The sequence below is a fragment of the Stenotrophomonas sp. G4 genome (assembly GCF_003428825.1).
In the GTDB taxonomy this organism is placed as follows: Bacteria; Pseudomonadota; Gammaproteobacteria; order Xanthomonadales; family Xanthomonadaceae; genus Stenotrophomonas; species Stenotrophomonas indicatrix.
In genome coordinates this window covers 3952713-3973507 of record NZ_CP031741.1, presented here as the reverse complement: position 1 = coordinate 3973507, position 20795 = coordinate 3952713, and the positions used below count along the sequence as shown (strand labels likewise).

Sequence of the window (20795 nt, the reverse complement as noted above, 5' to 3'; positions counted from 1 at the left end):
GGTGGCGCGAGCACTACATGGCCAACGAACGTCCTGCCCAATCCGAAATCAAGCAACTGATCAGCAAGGGCCTGGAACAGGGCTACCTGACCTATGCCGAAGTCAATGACCATCTGCCCGACGACATGGTCGATCCGGAACAGATCGAAGACATCATCGGCATGATCAACGGCATGGGCATTGATGTCCATGAAGTTGCTCCGGATGTGGAAACCCTGCTTCTCAACGACGGCAACACGGGCAACCGTGAGGTCGACGACACCGCAGCCGAAGAAGCTGCCGCCGCGCTGAGCGCGCTCGACACCGAAGGTGGCCGTACCACCGACCCGGTGCGCATGTACATGCGCGAAATGGGTACCGTCGAGCTGCTGACCCGCGAAGGCGAAATCGCCATTGCCAAGCGCATCGAAGAAGGCCTGTCCCAGGTCCAGGCCGCACTCGGCCAGTTCCCGGTGTCGGTCGAATCGCTGTTGACCGATTACGAAGCGCACAAGGAAGGCCGCAAGCGCCTTGCCGAAGTGATCGTCGGCTTCAACGACCTGACCGACGACGTGCCGGCCCCGGCCGCTGTGGTGGCCGATGACGCGGACGACGCCGATGCCGACGCCGACGAGGAAGAAGACGACGTCGACGGCGGCGATGAAGAAGCCGCACCGACCGGTCCGGATCCGGAGGAAGTGGCTGCGCGCATGCAGGCGCTGGGCGATGCCCTCAACGCCTTCAAGAAGGCTGCCGCCAAGGGCGACAAGAAGAACCTGCCCAAGCTCCGCGAGGAGATGTCGGCGGTGTTCGTCACCCTGAAGCTGCCGCTGCCGCTGACCGACGTGCTGACCAAGCAGCTGCGCGACACCATGGGCAGCATCAAGGCCCACGAGCGCCGCGTGCTGAACCTGGCCACCGTCACTGCCCGCATGCCGCGCAAGGACTTCATCCGTTCCTGGGAAGGCAACCAGACCAACCTGGAGTGGGTGGAAGACGCACTGAAGCGCAAGCAGAAGTGGTCTTCGGCGCTGCGTGAAGTGAAGGACCAGATCGTGTCCGAGCAGCAGGCCACTATCGACATCGAGAAGGTCACCCTGCTGGACCTGGACGAGCTGAAAGAACTCAGCCGTGCCATGGCCTACGGCGAAGCCAAGGCGCGCAAGGCCAAGAAGGAAATGGTCGAGGCCAACCTGCGCCTGGTGATCTCCATCGCCAAGAAGTACACCAACCGCGGCCTGCAGTTCCTCGACCTGATCCAGGAAGGCAACATCGGCCTGATGAAGGCCGTGGACAAGTTCGAGTACCGCCGCGGCTACAAGTTCTCCACGTATGCGACCTGGTGGATCCGCCAGGCCATCACCCGTTCGATCGCCGACCAGGCGCGCACCATCCGTATCCCGGTGCACATGATCGAAACGATCAACAAGTTGAACCGCATTTCCCGCCAGATGCTCCAGCAGTACGGCCGCGAGGCTACGCCGGAGGAGCTGGCCAAGGAAATGGACATGCCGGAAGACAAGATCCGCAAGGTGATGAAGATCGCCAAGGAGCCGATCTCGATGGAAACCCCGATCGGCGACGACGAGGATTCCCATCTGGGCGACTTCATCGAGGACACCAACGTGGAGTCCCCGATCGAGAACACCACCAACATCAACCTGTCTGAAACCGTGCGCGACGTGCTGGCCGGCCTCACCCCGAGGGAAGCCAAGGTGCTGCGCATGCGCTTCGGCATCGACATGAACACCGACCACACCCTCGAGGAAGTCGGCAAGCAGTTCGACGTGACCCGCGAGCGCATCCGCCAGATCGAAGCGAAGGCCCTGCGCAAGCTGCGTCACCCGAGCCGTTCGGAGCAGCTGCGCAGCTTCCTGGATATCGATTGATATCCAGGTAGTGCCGAGCCATGCTCGGCAACGGCTTCTGTCGAGAAAAACCCCGCTTCGGCGGGGTTTTTCTTTGGGGGATCCGGTGTGGAGCCGTGGCCATGCTCGGCCGCGGTTGGCGATGACGCATCCGCCCTTTGACGTGCAGGGATGCCAGACGCACGCTGGCGATGCAGGTGCTCAACACACCTCGTGGGCGGGCCGGAATCACCGGCACCGAGGCGGACGCGCTGCGGGGACACGTGCAACGCGTGTATCTGCGGCATCACCCCTGTTGAGCATTGGAGCTTGGCCACGAAGGCTGTTGAACATGATGCGCCTGTTGTCGCTGCCCTGGATTTCCCGCCGTTGATGACGTGGCAGGACGTCATGCAGGACGAACTGGAGGATCGGCTGGGCTTCGCCCGACGGCCCACGCTGGCGCTGCTGACGCAATCGGGAGAACAGTTGGTTGCGGGGTTTGCCGATGGCAACCGGAGGGGGCTGGAGGGCGCAATGAAGGCAGTGGCGCTGTTCCAGGCGCATCTGCAGGAGATGGAGCGGTTGGCGGGGATGGCGGAGCGACGATTGCAGCGTGTTGGCGAGGCGCTTGCTGCTGCCGACTGAGTAGCCGACTCCGGCCGTGCTCCACTACACTGTGACGCTGCGCAGGGCCTATAGCTCAACGGTTAGAGCAGGGGACTCATAATCCCTTGGTTCCAGGTTCGAATCCTGGTGGGCCCACCATCGAATCAGGCACTTAGGATCATCCGCCGTGCCTTCCTCATCAAGCTAGCCCCGTCCGGTGACCGCTTGGTGACCGTTCAATGCCTAGTGGTGCCGCAGTCCACCGCCGGCATAGCCGTGTTGTCAGGCTGCCATCGATGGGCATTGCTGCGGGCCGCGATCCAGCGCTGAATGTCGCTCTGGAGCCAGTGGGTGCCGCCCCCGATTTTGTGCCTTTGCGGGAACGTCCCTTTCTCCATCTCGCGGTAGATGTAGCTCTTCTTCATCCCGGTGTGGACTTCGACCTGCTCGAGCTTCAGCACGACTTCGGGTGTGCTCTCAGCTGCGCCCATGGAGGGCCCCGTTGCTTCAAGTGCGTGTTCCAGGAGAAGTGCGGCCGATGATCCTGCGCGGGCAGTGGCTACCACATGTGCGATCTGCAGCAGATCCAAGGTCGGGTCATCAAAGGGCCAAGCCGATCTGAACTGTGGCGCTTTGCGTGGCTATCACGGCTGCTGGAGTGGGCACATCAATCGATGCCAGTGCGTAGACACTGTTTGATTCGTACCAACAAGCGCCTCAGCTCGATCTTCATTTCGAGAAGACAACGTTCCAGCGGACCGTGCAGACGGACGGAAATGTGGATCGCCTCTGTGTAGCACTGCTCCAATACATCGGCCGCCTCTGCAATTGCTGACGCGTTGAGCACGTTTGGCACCTTAGCGGTATTCAGCAGCTGATCGCAGTTTTGGTCCAACATGCGGCAAGCCTCTGCAGCATCCCGAAGAATGGGAACCAGCTTATGGTGTGGAACATCATGAAACGAAATTGCCTCGAAGTCCTTCTGGAGCTTGGCAAAGCCAAAGATGTCGCCGCCGACTGGGAAGGTCTTCCCTTCGCCAATGAACCGTCGCGCCCCCCAAGCAGCAGTCTGACTGATCGCAAGCATTTGAATATAGGTGTCGACACGCTCGCGCTTCGCAGCTCGAGCCTGTCCGAAGGCCAGCCTACCTGAGTACCAAATAGCCAGGGCCGACAGAATCGCTTGTGCCCACGCTGCCTTTGCCTCAGGCGTCCAGGTCATCCAATCCATGTGTCCTTGCCCCCTACGGAATGTATGAATCATACGGCCGCCTCAGAGCCCTGTGCATTTCGGCGAAAATTCTGGAGAGCGTATGATGATTCCCGCCTTCTTTAGCCTGGACGAGACAACCCACCACCTGTAGTTGGGAAGGAAAAGACGGGTCCATCAGGTGCCAAGTCGACGGCAGCGTCTGGAAGGTCTGGAAGGACGGCTGGTCCCGTTGGGTTAGCAACAGCGAGGTGACCTGATGTCGGCATTGGCCGCGCACGCGTGGCTCTGATGCCTACCGGGCTGGGGTATGGCCTTTGCGAGAGGATCCGTAGTTCCTCATGGCCTTTGCCTCAAGCGAGGATCGCTGACCGGCCTATTTCATCTGTGGAGCGTGTCTCTACTAATGCTTGGTGCGATGGTAGAAATTAGCCTCAGTTGTTCCGTAGCTCAGATAGATTGACTTGCCGATTCGTAAAACGAGTCGTCGGCTCTGGCCAGAGCGCGGCGTCGCCGACACCGGCGAGGAATGAGCGGGTGCTCGCCGTTCTAGCTTGCGAATGGCGTTTCGCCTGGTCAGCGCCTGCAGGAAACCAACGAGAGCCATAAGGCATAGCAGCGCCACCGCGCCGAAAGCGGTACGTTGCTGTGGAAGTGCGTCGATGAGCTCCTTCCTCTCCGAAGGCGAGGTCCAAATCGCGCACAGCACTGACAAGTTATAGCGAGGTTCGTTACCGACGAAAGGTTCAATTGCCCCCGTATTGGGTGGCTTCTCGCATTCCGCTTGCGAGAACGCCATATTCCTCCTCCTGAGAATCCCGCGCGCGGCACCCTCACCTTCCTTCGCAGCCACCCAGAGCACCGTATTGGTTGCTCGAACTCGGATCAATATGTCGTCCGCAAAGGTTCCGGCGAGAAAGCACGCTGTGGCAAGGTAGCTGACCAGAAGCCCCATGCAGATCATCCCGTCTACCCCTCTGCGGGGCGATCTTCCGGGCTTAACAGCAAACTCTGATCGATCGAAAGCACTCCCGGCGATGCCAATTAGGTGGAGCGGGATATCACGAGACTCCGCCTTAGCAATGAGAGCTTTGACCTCAGACGCCGTGTCTAGATGGATGCCGTATATCATTGCAAAAGAAACGACTGCGGAGCGGTCGGAAAGGCTGTTTCTAATTGGTCCTGGCTCAATGTCCTCGCGACCAACAAAGAGGCGCGTGAGACGATTTCGGAGTGGGTGGAGCGTGCCCGACTTGTAGCAAAGATAGAGCGAGACTAATGAAATGCCCACGATGGGCACAGTGGCGCTAGCTAACGTGGCAATTTCGTTCCAGCTTGCAACCGTTCCCATCGCGCCTCCATTCCATGCAGTATCGGTAGGTCGGTAGCGGCTCGAACCTGGAATTCTTGAACGTGTTCTCACTGAGCTACCGTTTGGATAGCCTGGAGGAATTCCAAACCCATCCGGCGCGGATTCTCTTGGGTCTGGGGCACGTTTTACGGTCTGCAGTTCGCGCGGCATGGCGCCCGGCCGAGTGGCCGGGCCTGCCTGTGGCGTGTGATGTCTTGTGGCGTATAGAATTGGAGACAAGCGACGCCGCGGATGCGCAGCTACTAGTTCACGGCTGGCTCCTGCGCAATCTCGGGCGACGAGCTCTTCTTTGATTGCGCCTTCGCATTTTTGGAGACAGCTTTCCGAATACGCTGCTGCGCATCCTTTACCTTCTCTCCGTCAAGCACTTCACGCTTCAGAATTTCATTATTGAGAAGCTCAACAACTGCCTCCGACTCGATCTTCAGTTCCGGGAACAGGCGGCGAAGCTCTCGGCGGATGACAGAAACGACCGGCTCTCCGAGAACAACCTGCGCAACCGTGAACTTGTTGAGCACCGAGATGTGCTGGTGATACAGGCCCATCGCGTCAGAGGTGATTCCTTCTCTACAGAGTAGGAACAATTTGCGCTGGTCTTCTTCGTTCTTTAGGTTGACATCTGCTATGCAGAACGATGAGACGAGCTCGTACTCGATGGGTTGGCCGAACTTGATTCTGTAGAGGCGCCACTCCAACGCGTTGGTGAGCACGATCCATTCGATGCCCTCGTGGGCGCCATAGTTGATGGCCTGGCGCAGATGGGTCTCGTTTAGCGAGATTGCCGCTGCTTTCACTTCGATCAGAACCCTGATCTTGCCATCGATCTTTACCGCCAGGTCGCAGAACGTTCCCCTGATCTGCTGCTCGCTAGTCAGTTCGTTGTACTTGTCGTAACCGAAGATGTCGGCAAGCATGTCCTTGACCAAGGTCACCGTATCGGCTTCAGACACATCCTTGGTCTTGTGGGAAACGGCGACCGAGACCAGCGATCTTACCGTTGTCGGCCATCTGTCCGAGACCTTCTTTGGAATCTTCAGCACATCCATGCTCCTTCCCGTTGTCGTCTGCGAATACTGATGCTTTGAGCAGTCCTGCGCAATGGAGGGCAAGGGGCAGGGCCCTCCAGTTGCTTATCCCATGACGCCTGTACCAACAAGGCGGATGAGATTGCAGTGTTTGAAGCAAACTACTGAGGGCCTTGACAGCTAACAGATGACCGAGTCGTGCCGTCTCTCCCGACTCCTTCGATGGCGCATGAGATCAGCACTGACCCAGCGAGTGCAACTCCAGCCACAACTCTGGTGTGATGGAGCTCGCGACGTCTACTGATTTCAAACATTCGGCTAGTTGCGCGCCCCCCGAACAGCCAAGCAGGACGCTACTGACGAGCCTGTTTCGCAAGCACCACGCAACGGCAAGCTGGGCGCGAGATACTCCCAGAGCCTTGGAAATTCTCTCGATGCCTTTTGCAGCTTCGACCCATCGCAGGAACTGTGCCTCACCCGCACGATCCCTCAACGTCGTGAAGTCCCGGAAGGAAAGTCTCGAGCCAGGAGGAATGCCCTGGTCGTAGCGACCAGCGAGTATGCCCTGCTTCAATGGCGACCAAGTGAGCAACCCCATGCCATATCGATCAATCAGGTCTGGTAGATCTTCCTCTACAGCTCTGGTGGCGACTAGGTTGTACTCAGGCTGCTCGACCGAAGGGCCAATCAGATGATTGGAAAGAGCGAAATCATGCGCCTCCGCCACCAGTTCAGCAGGCCACTTCGACGTCCCCCAATGCATTACCTTGCCTTGCATAATCAACGAGTGCATCGTCCATACGATCTCTCCGACACTCACATTTGCATCCTGTGAATGGCAAAGATAGATATCCAAGTACTCCATGCCCAGTCGTTTCAGCGCAGCATCACACTCCTCCACCAGATGCTTGCGGCCCAACCCGCGCTGAGTCGGCTTGAGCTGATCGTCAGGCTTTGCTCCGTAGAAAGCTTTGCTACAGATGGAGTAGGTGTCGCGCTGCCAGCCGGCATCTCTTATCGCGCGCCCCAACTCACTCTGTGCCTGACCCCAGCCATAATTCTGGGCGGTATCAAACAGATTGATGCCCCCATGGTAAGCCTGCGATAGCAACCTGGCGCCATCCGAATTGCTCAGCCGCTGACCAACACTAAGCCAGGTGCCCAGGCCGAGTACAGACACGCTCAGGCCCGTCCTTCCAAGATATCGATATTGCATGCAAGTACCGGTAAAGACGGGGTGGCCATAGGACACCCCGTCATGCAACAAGATTAGAAGTTAAACATCTCAGGAAATGCTAGGATTCGTGCACTTCTGGTCATATCCGCCGCTTTTCTGGTCGAATCTGCAATACCCATTTCCATTCTGCGCATAGGTCTCGAACCCACCGCCAGCAACGGCATCGGTCTCTTGCGGCGTCAGCAGCCGCGCGACCAACTCTTCACCCTTTGACTTCTTGTCGCTTGCATTCATCGCGAACTCCTTTCTGATTAGAGATCAACAATTGACCGCACTTCCCTTGATTTCCGTCGACCGCGGTCGGGATCGACAGGCACAACAGGCATGAGCCTCGGTGAGGCGAGAGAGCAGGATTGCCAAGAAATCACCCTTCAGGTCCTGCACAATCCTTAGATCGCGAAGGTGGGCTGCATGACCTCGTCAGCCTTCAGGCGCTCCTGAATCGCCGCCTCCGGGTATCCGTTCTCGATAAGAAAATCAACTACGTGTGAGTAGTACTTCTTCAGGCCGGCACAGTAGACGCTTGGATTATCGAACTGCCGCGCACGACTAAAGCGATTCTCCAGTGCGCCCCCTCCACATATTTTCACCCACCTACAATTGACACAGTCATCGGGGAGGTTTGCTCGCGCCCGATCAAGTACCACAAGGCCTGGATCATTGACGAAGCTATAGAGCGATGAACTGAAGATCGAGTACGAACGCTGCGAGGATCGCCACTCCAGTGCAGGAATCAACGAGTCATCGCAACTGACTTCGCCCGTGCTTTGGATCACCACCACATGGGTTCGTTTGTCGAATACATCCGTGGCTACGGTGCGTGCTGGTACATACTCTTGAAAGTAGCGAATTACCTTAGTTACTTCTCTCACAGAGATGTCCTGATGGCTCAGCCACTTATTGAAGAGGCCTATCAGTAGATCTCCGTACTCGCCTGGGGTCTCTCCATCGACGAATGGTTCATCATGACTCCTGTCCGGCAATAGGAACCCCATATGACGGAACTTGAGCTCCTCAACGAAGTGATCAAATGTCTCTTCAATCGGGATGTCGCGTCCAAGCACACTCAGTACGCCGATTGCACTGATCTTTCGCTCGGTCTCCAACTCGTGAAGTCGCCCAACCGTGCGTGCGATCTTCTCATGCGATCCCTTTCCCTTATGGGTCACACGGAATCTATCGTTGTACTCAGCTGGACCATCAAGACTGATTCCAACGGAAATATTGAACTCGGAGATTAGCTCTTCCCACTCGGCTGTAAGGTGATATCCATTTGTCTGTATGCCAAGGCTCAGCCCGCATAGCGGGGCCAACGTCTCACATAGAGCAGACACCAGCCCCCTGAAATCGCGGGCTCTCATGAGGGTGGGCTCCCCGCCGTGGAAGACGATGTTTACATTCCTAATCCCCAGATCCTCGACGCCACGCTTGATGTAATCAGCGACGGCTGAGAACTTGTCAGGCTTCATGATTGGATCACGGTCCTTGTAGGAGTCATCGCCCATGAAGAAGTAATAACAGTAGCTGCAAGCAAGGTTGCAGCGCTCGGCGATCTTGATGATGACCTGCAGCTCATGTAGCTTCTGAATCGGGGAAGATGCGTCGCTGTTGAGTACGTCGATCATGGTTGCCCCCTAGGCGTGATTCGAGAAAGATGAAACGGCGTGTACAGGGATCTTGGGGGGGATTGGCACGACACGATCGACGGTTTCGCGGAGCTGTCGGAATAGTCAATGCTCACTGCTCCTCCATTCCGGCAAGCTGAAATCCATGCAGATCGAGCCTCCAACACATGCTCTCTAAAATCAAACCCGTCAACTGCCACGGGTTTTTCACCAGGCCTCAGAGAGCTGCAGGTCTTCAATTCGGGATCAAGCACAATCACTCCGCCACCGGTAAACAGACCGTAGTTCCCGTGGCAGTCGTTGCGTGAAACCTCTCGCATCAGTTCTGCGGCAATGCGGAACTGCTGGTCCTTGCTCAAGCCGCTGATCGTTTCGCGAAGCGCGTAGCCATTCTGGGCGAGAAGTTCGATCATGGCGTTCTGCACCGGCGATCGCGCACCGAATGCTTCATTGAAGTCGGTTCTTCCATTGAAGCGCGACGAGGAGTTGTCTTGCAGAGTGCTTTTCCAGAACGCGCCTAGAGCGGCTGCTGGATCAGAATCTATCCGGATGAGGTTGATGAAGGTGTAGACCATCCCGCAGGAGTAAGCAAGTTGATACTCGCCCCCACTGATCAGGTCATTCAGTGGTCGTTTCTTGTACTCTGCCTGGTCGATACATGACTCTGCAGCTGCGCCTACGTCACGCGTGATCCCTTGCTCCTTGCTCCCGGTCACCTCCGACAGAAACAAGCTCGCTGCCATTTCTGCCCCGCCCTCGAGCAGCATAATTCTGCTTTCCTGCGGTAGTGACTCCATCATCTGCACATCTTGATTCCATTGATGAAATGCTTCATGGGCAATGAAGTGAGACAAGTCATTTGGAAAGCCTTTTGAGGTGTCCAGGCAGCCCGCACGAAGGCCAATCAGCAGCAGCCCGGGCAATGAGCTTCCACTGAAGCGGCAGCCCTGCTGGGTATTGGCGCCCTGCTCAAGCAAGAAGATTACAGAGCTCACGCTGTGCGGCTCAGGTCCCAGGGCACGCCTATAGAACGTCTGGGCCTTCTCCAGCCAATCCTGATATTGGCTCCTGAACGCCTGTGGCACGCCTTGATCCGCTAGCAGCGTTGGAACTGGTATTGGACGCCCATCGCTGAAGAATGCGTAACCTTCGAACACCGTCACTGGAGAGCTTGCTGGATGCTGTGAGGTTCCTGGATCGATATCGCCACATAGGCGTTCAAACTGCGAATCATCAGGATTGATCAAGGGCTGGAGGTTGATCGCGACAGTAGAGGGCGCCAACCTGATGATCAGCGGATACTTTCTTCCTTCGGGAAGCAGGCTCCTGCTGATATCCAAGGTGTAGACGTGTTCGTCCGAGCGGGAGCGCTTCGACGCTTGCCACTCCTGCAGGTTCAATTTGGGCGTACTCCGCGCTGTCACTCGCAAAGTCGCCTTTGACATGGCTGTGTCGACCTCAAGGCCGGACGCGAGGCAATCACGCGTCCCGGCCCATGCGTTTGCCGTGAGGACAGCCCACAGGAGCAAGGCTGCCATCAGAGCCCATGGCTTTGGAGCTATGGGCACCAGTCGAATGAAAGCCTTGCCCGCAGTTTCGCGCATATCATCCCTTCCACAGCCACTTCCCTGAAGCCTCGCACTCAGCATTGCTCAGCCCTCCCGGTGGTTCATCTCGAACCGTTCGTCTGCACTTTGAATTGTCTCCAGCCGATGGGCGATCACCACCCGGGTCATGCTCGACATCTTCACGGCCGCATTGACGCGTCGCTCACACTCGAGGTCCAGATGGCTGGTTGCCTCATCCAGTACCAACAGACGAGGGCGGCGATACAGCGCCCGAGCGAGGATCACTCGCTGCTTCTGCCCTCCAGACAGGCTGGAGCCCATGTCGCCAACCAGAGTTCTGTAGCCCATTGGCATCGCCTCGATATCGTCGCTCACTGCAGCGAGTGCCGCCGCTTCCCTGATGCGCTCATCGGTTGCGTCCTGATCACCAAAACTGATGTTGTCCCCGATCGTTCCGGCGAACAACTGATCTTCCTGCATGACTGCGCCGACCAGGCTTCTGAATCGTCCGTGACCCAGATCATCAATTTTCTGTCCTCCAAAGATCACCTCTCCTTCGCTAGGCTTCAGTAGGCCGAGCATGATCTTGGCGAGTGTCGTCTTGCCGCTCCCCGACACTCCAGTGATGGCGATTGAACGGCCCGATTCCACTCTAAAGCTACAGTTTCTCAACACCCAGGGCTCTCCGTCGGAGTAGCGGAAACTGACATTCTTGAATTCGACACTCGACTCGGCCGGCACATGGCACGAGTCGACGCCGTCGGCGTTCTCCTGTTCGCTGAGGGCGATATCGGACAACCGCTCCGCGTGCAATCTAAGCATCCTGAAATCCACCCACTTATCCGCCAAAGAGGTGGATCTATGAATAAACATGTCTGCGAAGGCGACAAATGCAACCATCATTCCAACAGAGAACTTCTCATCCATGACCAGAGAGGCGGCTATCCAGATCAGTGCGACTCTGCCCAGGCCAAAGATAAGACCGTTGGCAATTCCGAAAGAAATATTCAATTGCTGAATTCTGATTCCACGGTTTATCACCTGAACCGATGCATTGGCATAGCGTGCACGTCGCGCATTCTGCTGATTGGCCAGCTTGATCGGAAGTATTCCCCGGATGCTTTCCAGGATTTCGCCCTGCTGGCGTGCGGCATGAACAATCTGATCTTCGTTTGCCCTCCACAACGGAGCAAAAAACGCCCATCGGAGCAACGTGTAGAGTAGAAACAGGCCCGCTACCAGCGCCGCCAATCCAGGGCTGTAGAAGGTCATTATCAAAAGAACGACAAGTGACATCAGCCCATCCAACAGCGAGCCGATGAATTGGATTGTCAGCGTACTTTGTATGATCTGGACTGAGCCAAGTCGCGAGACGATGTCACCCACCTGCCGCTTCTCAAACCAAGCCAGGGGCAGCCGAAGGAGATGCCCAACCATGTTGCTCATCCACTGCGCGGATGTTGTTGCACTGATCCAGCTGATTAGCCAGGCGCGTAGTGCCGTGATGACAACCTGGAAGACCGCAACAATTGCGAAACCAATTGCCAGCAGCGAAAGAAGATCTCTATCAGCGGATACGATGACCTGATCCATCGTCCACTGGAGATAGAATGGTCCAACGAGAATGAACGCCTCTAGCGCCAGTGCAAGGCCCAGAACTTGGAGGCCAGCCGGCACGAGTCCTCGGACGGTACCTACCAGCCGCCAAAGTGAGATAGATTGGGGCCTGTGCGCTGGACGGAAGTCGGCGCCTGGTATGAGCTCCAAGGCGACACCGGTGAACTGGCTTGACACCTCCAGAAGATCGAGCTTTCGGACACCTCGTGCCGGATCGTGAATTACAGCCGATCGAGGGCCAATCTTGCACAGCACGACGAAATGACTCATTCCCCAATGCAGGATGCAGGGCAGCTTCAATCTGGACAGATTATCAAGATCGAGCTTCAGCGGACGCCCCTCCATGCCGAGTGCCGTCGCCACATGCATCATCTGCCTCAGCGTGACACCCTTCTGGGAAGATCCGAATTTCGCCCGCATTCCCAGCATATCTACATGATGACCGTGGTACCCGGCGACCATGGCCAGACAGGCTAGTCCACATTCTGCGGTTTCTGCCTGCAGGATCAATGGCGTTTCGCGGCGCCATCCAAAACGGAGTCCGGCCCGGACGTCCGCTCGCGAATGTCGATCGGGGCGCCTCTGCTCTGCCGATGCGGAGCCATCAGCCATTGGGATTTTCCTCAAGCACACGGCTCTGGATGCCAAAAAGCGGCTCAAACAGCCATTCGATAAGACGTCTCCGCTCTATAAGAACATCTGCTTGTAGCGCCATCCCAGGCCGGATCGACTCCTTGATCCCATATGCGGGAACGTACTGCCGGTCCAGTTCGACATCCACCCGATAGAGTGGTCCTTGATCCGCGGGCGGTAGTCGGCCAGTCAAGGCGGACTGTTCCGCCGGCGTCAGTGCGCTTCGTGAGACGATGGATACCCTTCCGTACTGCTGACCAAATTTCTGGTACGGAAATGCCTCGTAGCGGAGGATGACGCGATTGCCTGGAGAGATGAATCCAATCGCACGACTAGGAATAAGGAGCTGCGCCTGCAGCTTCGCGTCGCCGGGCAATATCGTCATCATTGGCTGACCGGCACTCACCATTTGACCGGCCTTAACAAGTAGGGCCGCGACGACACCGCCTTGCCCTGCTCTAAGTAGTGTGCCGCGCTGCAGATCGTTCTGGGCCTGCGACTGCGCGACGTCAGCAAGGTCTCGCACGATTGCGTTTCGACGAGTTGCGTCCTCTAACGGAAGTTTTGCCAAGGACTCCTGGGCGGCAGCAAGCTGTTGCTGGAGTTCGAGCCCCTGCCGCTGCAGGTCTGCCTTGCGGGAGCGTGCGGCACGTACCACCGCTTGCTGGCGCTGGATTTCAAATACAGAAATGTATCCACCCTCTCCCAAAGGTTCGATCCGCGCCAAGAGCGCCTGCGAGCCTTCAACTTCCTCGCCCTGCAATGCAACCTGTTGATCGACTTGATCAAGCTGTCGTCGTATGAGCGATTCACGAGCAACCAGTGCCTCTCGTTGATGCCGAACGACGGAGTCCTGGGAAACGAGATCGGCCCTGTAGCGTCCCTCCTTTTCCGCAAGCTTCTCGTCAATTGATGCTCGGGTTGCACCAAGACGAACCGTGTCCTGTTCGCTTGATATCTCCATCAGGACCTCGCCTGCCTGTATGGATTGGCCGTCTTCCACATGCAGTCGTGCCACCGTCCCCGCGCTAAGAGCGGTGATGCTGATCAGTCCGCTAGCGGGCACCAGTTGACCCGTCACCGTTTCTCGATGGGTGTATTGGCCTAGGATCAGGAATAGGCCCATAGCAGTCGTTAGCAGAAGGATCAGGCAAAGCCATAGCCAGCGAGAAGGTGGTCCGACAAGCAGGATCTCGCCGAGGCCACTATGCTGATCTTCAGGTGAAGCCTCTCTGCGAAAGAGGTTATCTGCCACGGTATGCCTCGCGGCATTGATGCACAGCCGCGATGTCACTCAGCCTCGAAATGGGGCAATGTACGCAATCCATTCCACTGGGTATGAATCCCCCATCGGGGTATCTGTCGCCATTGGCGTCGGGTCTAGTCCAGCCCCGCCGGTCCTTGGTCGCTGCGCACGCGAAAACAGGAAGTGCCCCCATCGCAGATCTCCGCCACCATCCATGGATGTCAATTCTTTATAGAAATATTTACATGGCGTCAACCCCCCTTCGGCGTGAAGCGTGGGGCGGGGTGCATCGAAGATAGTGGCAACGCTTGGAGCTAATAGTCACCTTCGGCGTCGCGGTGTACGCAGGTGAGCGCCAAACTGGCGAAATGCGACACCATGGCGAGGGTGTGCGTGGATCCCCGGTCGCCGTTGATGCGCAGGAGCTGATGAAACGGTTGGCGGCCAGTACCCTGTAGTGGGCATGCCATGGAATTAGAGCCGCTGATCTGAGATGCCGTAGCGATCAACCACCAGGACATCGGAAGGAGCACGACGTGGACCGGCCAGACTTCCGTAGACATTCATGAGCCGCTTTGCGCGTAGCGCCGTTCAAACTCTACAGGGGCCAGGTTGCCAGCGAAACCGTGGCGTCGGATTGGGTTGTAAAACATCTCGATGTAATTGAATACATCCGAGCGCGCCTCGTCCCGGGTCGGGTAGATTCGTCGCTTGATCCGCTCCTTCTTCAGTGCACTGAAAAAGCTCTCAGCCACCGCGTTGTCATGGCAGTTTCCACGCCGGCTCATGCTTGGAACCACGCCATGCTGCTTCAGCAACGATAGCCAATCGCTGCTCGTGAACTGGCTGCCTGGGTCAGAGTGGATGATCAGGCCCGCAGCAGGTTTTCGCTTCCATACCGCCGATACCAGTGCCTGTAGCACAAGGTCGGTGGTCATCTGGGACTGCATCGCCCAGCCAACCACTTGCCGTGGGTAAAGGTCGACGATCACTGCCAGGAAAATCCAGCCCTCGTAGGTGCGGATGTATGTGATGTCGGTGACCCACACCTTGTTTGGTGCAGCGGGCGAAAAGTTGCGATTGACGACGTTTTCAACCATCCCAGGCGGACCGCCTCGATGGCGCGGCTTGGTGCCGTAGCCAATTTCTGCCCTTATTCCCTCTGCCTTCATCAGACGTCGAACACGATGGCGGCTGCAACGTTCACCGGCCTCACGAAGTTCCCGGGTGATCTTGCGGTAGCCGTACACCGTTCCACTTGCCAGCCAGGCGTGCTTGATAAGACCGCGCAGACGATCATCCTCACGACGACGCGGCCTGCCCGAATTGCCCGCCCATGCATAGTAGCCACTGCGGTTAACCCCAAGCACTCGAGACATGGCCGTCAGCCTGAACTCGCCCAAGTGCTCACGCATGAAAGCGTACTTCGCCATCACCCCTTGGCGAAGTACGCCGCGGCTTTTTTTAGGATGTCGCGCTCTTCAGTCAGGCGTTTCACCTCGGCCTTCAACTGACGCACCTCGGCTGAGTCCCTGGGCGTCGGCAACATCGACCCCTCTGGCGTGCCCGCCAAGGCCTCGCGCTTGGCCTTGCGGAGCCATTGGTAAAGGCTGTGGGATGAGACCCCCAGCCGCTTGGCAACCTCGGCTACAGCAAAGCCTCTTTCGGTAACCTGCTTGACCGCCTCGGCCTTGAACTCATCGGTGTACTGCTTGCTTGCCATAGACACCTCTCTCGCTTCCATTGATTATGGCTCTGCGATGTCTACGAAATCCTGGCCGGTCCAGTTGGGGGTGTCCATGTGAGCCTCCATCGACAGTGAGTGGAATAACGGTAATAGTGGGTTGGCCCCATTTGGACCCGAGCTTTGAGCATCCTCAACGTTCTGCTGCGCGCTGACCAGCTTCTTGTTGCGGTCGACACTTTGGCCGAGGAAGCGCTTACCGGAGCGCCCTCAGCGGGGGCCAAACTGCTACTGATCCCCCAGCACAACTTGGTACTGGCGACTCGCGGGAGTGCGCAGTTCTTCCTGCGTATCTATGAGTTGGCTCTACAGGCCAGCTTCCGCGCGGACTTCACCATGGAACAGCTTGGCAGAGAGCTGGGTCTAGTCGTTGACCAGTTGTGGCCGAACTACGAGAAGGCGGCAGTCGAGGCGGGTCTTCCGCTCGAACAACTCGGGACCGAGTTGGTGCTTGGGGGCTGGTCGCCGAAGAACGGCAGGATGGTGGCCACGGCGTATGCCAAGAGCGACAGTTCGCGCAAAACATTGGTTCAACCCCTGGAGGGAGGCTTGGTTTCGCCCGGAGAGCCGCTGGCTGGTAGGCCGGATAGCTTTGCCGAAGCCGATTTGCTTGCAGCCGGAAAGATCCAAGCCGCTTGGCTCAACGGTCGGGTGGGGCGAGAGGTGGCTGGCGGTCGGTTGCTGGCTGGATTCCTGCAGAAGAGCCAAGCCGTCGTGAAGGACCTCGGGGCGATATGAAATTGGCAGGGGGGTATAAGCAAGTGTCCCCGCTTGCGCGGGGACTGTAGGCTCTGAAACGGTCAGGCGTCCTGCGTCAGTCTACTGCTGGCAGTAGAACTCGGCTGAGACTTCGTTAACCCGGTCATAATAGTCATTGGGCATGTTTCCGTTACCGGAATACACAAGCTCTGCGCGTCGCATGTAGCTTATGGCATAGGTCCCAGGCACGTTACACGTTGCCGGAATAGCACCCGTGTACGTTTGACCACCAAACGTGTGCGAGTACTCGGTGCAGGAGTACCCTCCGCCAAGATGTTCGGGCTCGGGCCTGCAGTAGCCAATGCTCCCGGCGTAATTTGCTGCCCAGCCGGTGTTTGCGTCGGAGGAGCACGAGCCCAGTCCCTCTGGACCCCAGTCCCCGTAGGTGTAGAAGCCCGAAGGTCCTTCCACTCCGCCTTGGCACGTGTTGGTCCACGACACGATGTAAGGCGCTATACCTTCCGAATCTAACAGTAGCACCCGGCCAGTTTGGACCCACTGGCCCGCGAACGCATTTTGGGCAAGGCCGGCTGACATCAGGCAAAGAGACGCGCCCAGTAGTGAGCGGCGAAGGGTTGATCTGGCAGTTCTGACGTCATTTCGTTTCGATTTCACTTCCATCTCTCCATGAGTAGGGTGGTAGTGCTGCACTGCCCGCGCACGGTCGCAACACCCCGGCATAGGCGCAATCGGAAAACCGACCGGAACGGCGTAGGTAAAGCCCCACGGCGGCGAGGTATGTGACGCCTGTCGAGGTGTGAGCGATTCAGGTCGGTGGATGGCGCGTTCGCAGGATCTGCGATGCCAGGCCGTATCCTTCCATCCATGCTCCCGATGCACGGCTACCAAGGCTTCCGCTCAGCACCACGCCCATCTGGCTGGGTCCAGACCGGTGAGCGCTGGGCGCTCTGGTACAACGGCCGGGAGACAGCAAGCGTCCCCCTGATGATGGTCCCGGGGTCCGGCTGTGGATGGAAGGCCAGAAGATGTGGCACGTGAAGGAAGTGCGCGCGGCCAACGTCCGGCAGGCGAAGCGCTACGCCGAGCGCTGGTGCGCGGCCAGGCTGTATCCCGACCTGCCTCTGCGTGGGGCTGTCGCCCGGCTGACCGACAGCATGCCGATCCAGTTGCCCCCGCCACTGCATGTCTCCAACCCGCGAGCAGCAGCAACATGTCCGGCGCTTGGCCGAGGCTGGGGCTGGGGAACTTGCGCGAATAAGGGCAGCACTGGGGCCATGCAGACCTCCAGCCGAAGCCAAGCCTAGGGCCGCAGTAGCTGCAGGTCGAGTCAGCGCGTGGCGATGATCCCGGCAAAGGCTTCGATCTTCGCAACATTCAGGAGCTGGGTTAATCCGTGCGGACACCACATTGGGTGACGGCCTCGGTGTACCGAGCCTGTCGACGCTTCAGGAACTTGCTGTAAAACTTGATATAGCTTCCTCCACCAGTTCGAGGGGCGACTTCAACAAACTCCATCGGTACGCCGCCATTGGAGGTCGACACGGAGTAGCCACCGGAACGGGGCTCAAGCACATACTGCCATCGCGATCCTCCAATGCTCACCTCTCCCCATGCGTCACGGACACAAGTGGCGGCGGCCAAGGGGTCCTGATTGGACGAGAAAGTGGCTACAGGTCCGGTACTGCGTATGTCGCCAACAGAGGTGCAGGCTGCCAGCAGCATAAGTGTGATTCCGGCTGTTGCCATCCTGAGATGTTGAGTCATTCCGTGCATGCGGCAGCTCCGTAGGAAGTGGCGAACTGTGACGCAATAACGAGAGGGCTTCAACAGTGTAGTAGTCAGGTAAGCCATTTGCCGGCGTTGGCCTGGATCAACGTGAAGGACCCGCTGAAATCGCAGGCAGCGGCCGCTGCCTAGCCACCGGTTGCCTCAGGTCAGTGTCCGCCTTGGCCCTTTAACTTCTTGGAGCGAACGAACGGCCTCTTGCTGATCGTCTTAGATTTCTTGGTGCCCAGTAGGGCCTTGAGTCGCTCGTCAGCATCGAAGATCTGCGGGCTCTCGAATGGTACTTTCGGGAAGGTCGGTACAGTTGGGGGCACGTAACGCGAGCGTTGCCACCATGCTTCCAGGTCGTCAGCATGGATTCGATCCGATTGCGCACTCTGCCCCAGACGCATCGCGGTGAGGTGTCCATCATTGATCGCCCTTCTAAGGGTTCGTGGGTGGCATGCACAAAGCTCAGCTGCCTGAGCGAGTGTCATCAGCTTGTCGGCAAGATCCATCAGCCTTTCCCCTTCGTTGGTCAAAACGCCTTAGTCGGGCAAGAGCCTGCTCTCCATCTCGGAGGAGGTTGCCACCAAACTAGGAGCGAAAGTTGCGGATGGCCGCGACCAAGCCTTGGCGCCGTAGATTGCCTGATAGAGCCGCTTTCTCATAGAGCTTCTTGCCCATGAAATTACGTGGCTCGAGCTCGTATTCATGTGCCCTGGCATTGAACTGGCTCGCCGACACGCCGCAATAGTGCGCCGCCTCGTCAACAGTGAGCCACTCCTTGCCTAAAATATCGAAACGAAGGACCGCCAACTGCTGGCGAAGAGCTTTGATCTCGTCCTGCAGGGAAATGTCGGGTTCAGAAGTGTCCATCTAGATCTCCGCCAACGTGTCCCCGGCCACCCTGCCACAGTGCGGGCCGTGCCGGAAGCCAAGAAATCGGCCAACGGGGGGTCATGGACAGTCGTCGCAAAAGCGAGTCAGTTGGCGAGTCAACGGGGCCTATTCGTTGGCAGGTATGCACTTATATCAATAGCTTGCACTGGCAATTCGGTTGCTGGTGGGCCACCATTGCATTCAATGGCTTAGACCATCAAAAAGGGCACCGCCATGCGGTGCCTTTTTCGTTTGGTGCCTACTTGGTGGCTGCATTCCCGGCAGTGCCCATGCCGCTGTTGGGAGCTGCCATTCTTCGCGCCCCCCTGCTGCACTTCGGGGCTGAGCCAGCGCAGCCTTCTCCCGATAGATCCTCATCCTCGAAATCCACAATCCTGATTCGTTGTGCGCAGCCCGGTCAGCATCTCCTGCTCTTGTCGTTGGAGCCTGGGCTCGCTGATGCCGAAGATGGATCTCCTTCGGTTCGCCCGCTTCATTCAATGGGATACGCGTCGGCAATCTGCCCAGGGTTGTGAAGAGGGGAGGGACCTGCCAGCCCCTGCCGATGGTCACGTTGTGGAACCTTCGGCGGCATGCTCGAATCGGTCCACCCGGTCGTCCAGGAGCATGTCGGATGTCACTCAGGTCGCAGGCAGTGCATTTCGTGTGCGTCGCCGTTCTTGTGCTGGCGCCCCAGTGGGCCCGTGCCGGGTCGGGAAGCTCGACACTGCAGGTGCCCCCAATGGTTACGGTGGGCTACGACGAAGCCTTTGATCTGTTCAATCTGTTGGACAACCTGCCCGATTGGCTGCCAGGCTATACAGACGCGATCTACCAGCAGGACTGGGAGCGCAGGTTCGGGTTGGACGCGGAGGATCGTGCTGCGCTCGAGGCTTATGCACGGTTTCGTCAACGCACTTCCCCTATGGCCCGTAATGACGAGGGGAAGCGGCCTCTGGCAGACAGCCTGTTTGCCGGCAGCGATACACGCATTGGCGACCCATACACGGGCTACTTCCAGAACGCGACATCATTCTCCGCCGCCACCGAGGCCGCCATCGCCGCACAGGCCGCTGGTGACCGGGAACTGTTGAGGCGTTTCTATGCACGGTTTGTGCCCCGTGCACGCGCGCTCCTGACCGGGACGGCGCGCTTCAGCCAGCAACAGGAGACGTTGACCCGGGAACTTGCGGCGCCGGAGGCCGCTGCATTTGCCGCGCGCCTGCGCACCTTCTACGGTGCGGAGGCCACGCCCCTCTTCCAGGTGCGATTCGTGTGGTGGCCGTATTCGAACCGCACCCAGGCCAAGCTGCGCGGTGGCTCCATTGTGCTGTTCTCCGAGCAGCACGTGCAGGATGACTGGGCGCCGATCGTGCTGCACGAGTACGCGCACTTCCTGTCGGCGGGGCAGCCTGCTGCCAACCGGGAGGCGATGGCGGCAGCGTTCGCGCAGCTGTGCCCCAGTGCGCTGGCCCTGCCCAATCCGCTGAACGCACTGGAAGAGCCGTTGGCCATCTACTGGGGCCAGTACCGGTTCGAACGGGACGTGCGTGGGAAAGCGCTGTCCAGCGATTCGTCATGGTATGCCCAGCCGCACGCTGACCGCGCAGCCAAGGCAATCGCGGCTGCATTCCCGGCCGAGCGCCCGGCGCCAGCGCTTGCCGTGGGGCCGTTGCTGGAGGCAGCGGCTTCCGTCTGCGAATGAACTCGAGCGATT

At 58.3% G+C, this 20795-nt stretch carries 17 protein-coding genes, 1 tRNA gene and 1 pseudogene; 6 read left to right on the top strand and 13 right to left on the bottom strand.

What is annotated here, in order from left to right; all coding sequences use genetic code 11:
* Positions 1-17 precede the first annotated feature (17 nt).
* The 3 genes from rpoD to D0Y85_RS18170 all read left to right on the top strand — a co-directional run bounded on the left by rpoD (position 18) and on the right by D0Y85_RS18170 (position 2594).
* Positions 18-1868, top strand: a complete 1851-nt coding sequence (rpoD, locus tag D0Y85_RS18180; RefSeq protein WP_093818099.1) for an RNA polymerase sigma factor RpoD — start codon at positions 18-20, stop codon at positions 1866-1868.
* Positions 1869-2156: 288 nt separating this feature from the next.
* A complete protein-coding gene (locus D0Y85_RS18175) occupies positions 2157-2474 on the top strand; it encodes a hypothetical protein (protein WP_229290316.1) in 318 nt (105 codons plus the stop codon).
* Between the two features lie 44 nt (positions 2475-2518).
* Positions 2519-2594, top strand: a tRNA-Ile gene (locus tag D0Y85_RS18170).
* A gap of 77 nt (positions 2595-2671) precedes the next feature.
* Here the strand turns inward: D0Y85_RS18170 and D0Y85_RS18165 are convergent.
* From D0Y85_RS18165 to D0Y85_RS18110, 11 genes are all read right to left on the bottom strand, one after another.
* The gene (locus D0Y85_RS18165) at positions 2672-3025 is read right to left on the bottom strand and encodes an AlpA family phage regulatory protein (RefSeq protein WP_229290315.1); all 354 of its coding nucleotides are present in this window, start codon (positions 3023-3025) and stop codon (positions 2672-2674) included.
* A 77-nt stretch (positions 3026-3102) separates the two neighbouring features.
* Positions 3103-3657, bottom strand: a complete 555-nt coding sequence (locus D0Y85_RS18160) for a hypothetical protein (protein ID WP_162887703.1) — start codon at positions 3655-3657, stop codon at positions 3103-3105.
* Positions 3658-4048: 391 nt separating this feature from the next.
* Positions 4049-4996, bottom strand: coding sequence for a DUF6216 family protein (locus D0Y85_RS20675; RefSeq protein WP_162887702.1), 948 nt, complete (start codon positions 4994-4996; stop codon positions 4049-4051).
* A 263-nt stretch (positions 4997-5259) separates the two neighbouring features.
* Positions 5260-6063, bottom strand: a complete 804-nt coding sequence (locus D0Y85_RS18150; RefSeq protein ID WP_117311496.1) for a type I restriction enzyme HsdR N-terminal domain-containing protein — start codon at positions 6061-6063, stop codon at positions 5260-5262.
* 214 nt (positions 6064-6277) lie between these two features.
* Positions 6278-7222, bottom strand: coding sequence for an aldo/keto reductase (locus D0Y85_RS18145; protein WP_162887701.1), 945 nt, complete (start codon positions 7220-7222; stop codon positions 6278-6280).
* Between the two features lie 105 nt (positions 7223-7327).
* Positions 7328-7513 carry a hypothetical protein gene (locus tag D0Y85_RS18140; RefSeq protein ID WP_117311494.1) on the bottom strand — a complete coding sequence of 62 codons (186 nt, stop codon included), beginning with the start codon at positions 7511-7513 and terminating at the stop codon, positions 7328-7330.
* Positions 7514-7668: 155 nt separating this feature from the next.
* The gene (locus D0Y85_RS18135; protein WP_117311493.1) at positions 7669-8904 is read right to left on the bottom strand and encodes a radical SAM protein; all 1236 of its coding nucleotides are present in this window, start codon (positions 8902-8904) and stop codon (positions 7669-7671) included.
* Positions 8901-10304, bottom strand: a complete 1404-nt coding sequence (locus tag D0Y85_RS18130) for a hypothetical protein (RefSeq protein WP_162887700.1) — start codon at positions 10302-10304, stop codon at positions 8901-8903. Before D0Y85_RS18130 ends, D0Y85_RS18135 begins: the two co-directional genes overlap by 4 nt.
* 252 nt (positions 10305-10556) lie before the next feature.
* A complete protein-coding gene (locus D0Y85_RS18125; protein ID WP_117311491.1) occupies positions 10557-12701 on the bottom strand; it encodes a peptidase domain-containing ABC transporter in 2145 nt (714 codons plus the stop codon).
* Positions 12694-13977 carry an HlyD family efflux transporter periplasmic adaptor subunit gene (locus tag D0Y85_RS18120; RefSeq protein ID WP_229290314.1) on the bottom strand — a complete coding sequence of 428 codons (1284 nt, stop codon included), beginning with the start codon at positions 13975-13977 and terminating at the stop codon, positions 12694-12696. The genes D0Y85_RS18125 and D0Y85_RS18120 overlap by 8 nt, the downstream gene beginning before the upstream one ends.
* A 554-nt stretch (positions 13978-14531) precedes the next feature.
* A protein-coding gene (locus tag D0Y85_RS18110; RefSeq protein ID WP_117311986.1) for an IS3 family transposase occupies positions 14532-15691 on the bottom strand; the annotation gives its coding sequence in 2 pieces (ribosomal slippage) (positions 14532-15436 and positions 15436-15691; 1161 coding nt in all).
* A 144-nt stretch (positions 15692-15835) separates the two neighbouring features.
* On the opposite strand from D0Y85_RS18110, the gene D0Y85_RS18105 reads away from it, so the two are divergent.
* The gene (locus D0Y85_RS18105) at positions 15836-16450 is read left to right on the top strand and encodes a hypothetical protein (protein ID WP_117311488.1); all 615 of its coding nucleotides are present in this window, start codon (positions 15836-15838) and stop codon (positions 16448-16450) included.
* 846 nt (positions 16451-17296) lie between these two features.
* A pseudogene (locus D0Y85_RS20940) lies at positions 17297-17776 on the top strand (hypothetical protein).
* A gap of 590 nt (positions 17777-18366) precedes the next feature.
* Here the strand turns inward: D0Y85_RS20940 and D0Y85_RS18090 are convergent.
* Both D0Y85_RS18090 and D0Y85_RS18085 read right to left on the bottom strand, forming a co-directional pair.
* A complete protein-coding gene (locus tag D0Y85_RS18090) occupies positions 18367-18714 on the bottom strand; it encodes a helix-turn-helix domain-containing protein (protein WP_117311985.1) in 348 nt (115 codons plus the stop codon).
* A gap of 79 nt (positions 18715-18793) precedes the next feature.
* Positions 18794-19075, bottom strand: a complete 282-nt coding sequence (locus D0Y85_RS18085) for a hypothetical protein (RefSeq protein ID WP_117311486.1) — start codon at positions 19073-19075, stop codon at positions 18794-18796.
* Between the two features lie 637 nt (positions 19076-19712).
* On the opposite strand from D0Y85_RS18085, the gene D0Y85_RS18080 reads away from it, so the two are divergent.
* On the top strand, positions 19713-20783 hold the full coding sequence (locus tag D0Y85_RS18080; protein WP_162887699.1) for a hypothetical protein: 1071 nt from the start codon (positions 19713-19715) through the stop codon (positions 20781-20783).
* Positions 20784-20795: the final 12 nt, after the last annotated feature.

What these genes read in the sequence shown, in the direction of transcription:
- rpoD (WP_093818099.1), top strand. Translation starts at nt 18, where the DNA reads ATGGCCAACGAACGTCCTGCCCAATCCGAAATCAAGCAACTGATCAGC.
- D0Y85_RS18160 (WP_162887703.1), bottom strand. Translation starts at nt 3,657, where the DNA reads ATGACCTGGACGCCTGAGGCAAAGGCAGCGTGGGCACAAGCGATTCTG.
- D0Y85_RS20675 (WP_162887702.1), bottom strand. Translation starts at nt 4,996, where the DNA reads ATGGGAACGGTTGCAAGCTGGAACGAAATTGCCACGTTAGCTAGCGCC.
- D0Y85_RS18150 (WP_117311496.1), bottom strand. Translation starts at nt 6,063, where the DNA reads ATGGATGTGCTGAAGATTCCAAAGAAGGTCTCGGACAGATGGCCGACA.
- D0Y85_RS18140 (WP_117311494.1), bottom strand. Translation starts at nt 7,513, where the DNA reads ATGAATGCAAGCGACAAGAAGTCAAAGGGTGAAGAGTTGGTCGCGCGG.
- D0Y85_RS18135 (WP_117311493.1), bottom strand. Translation starts at nt 8,904, where the DNA reads ATGATCGACGTACTCAACAGCGACGCATCTTCCCCGATTCAGAAGCTA.
- D0Y85_RS18125 (WP_117311491.1), bottom strand. Translation starts at nt 12,701, where the DNA reads ATGGCTGATGGCTCCGCATCGGCAGAGCAGAGGCGCCCCGATCGACAT.
- D0Y85_RS18090 (WP_117311985.1), bottom strand. Translation starts at nt 18,714, where the DNA reads ATGGATCTTGCCGACAAGCTGATGACACTCGCTCAGGCAGCTGAGCTT.
- D0Y85_RS18085 (WP_117311486.1), bottom strand. Translation starts at nt 19,075, where the DNA reads ATGGACACTTCTGAACCCGACATTTCCCTGCAGGACGAGATCAAAGCT.
- D0Y85_RS18080 (WP_162887699.1), top strand. Translation starts at nt 19,713, where the DNA reads ATGTCACTCAGGTCGCAGGCAGTGCATTTCGTGTGCGTCGCCGTTCTT.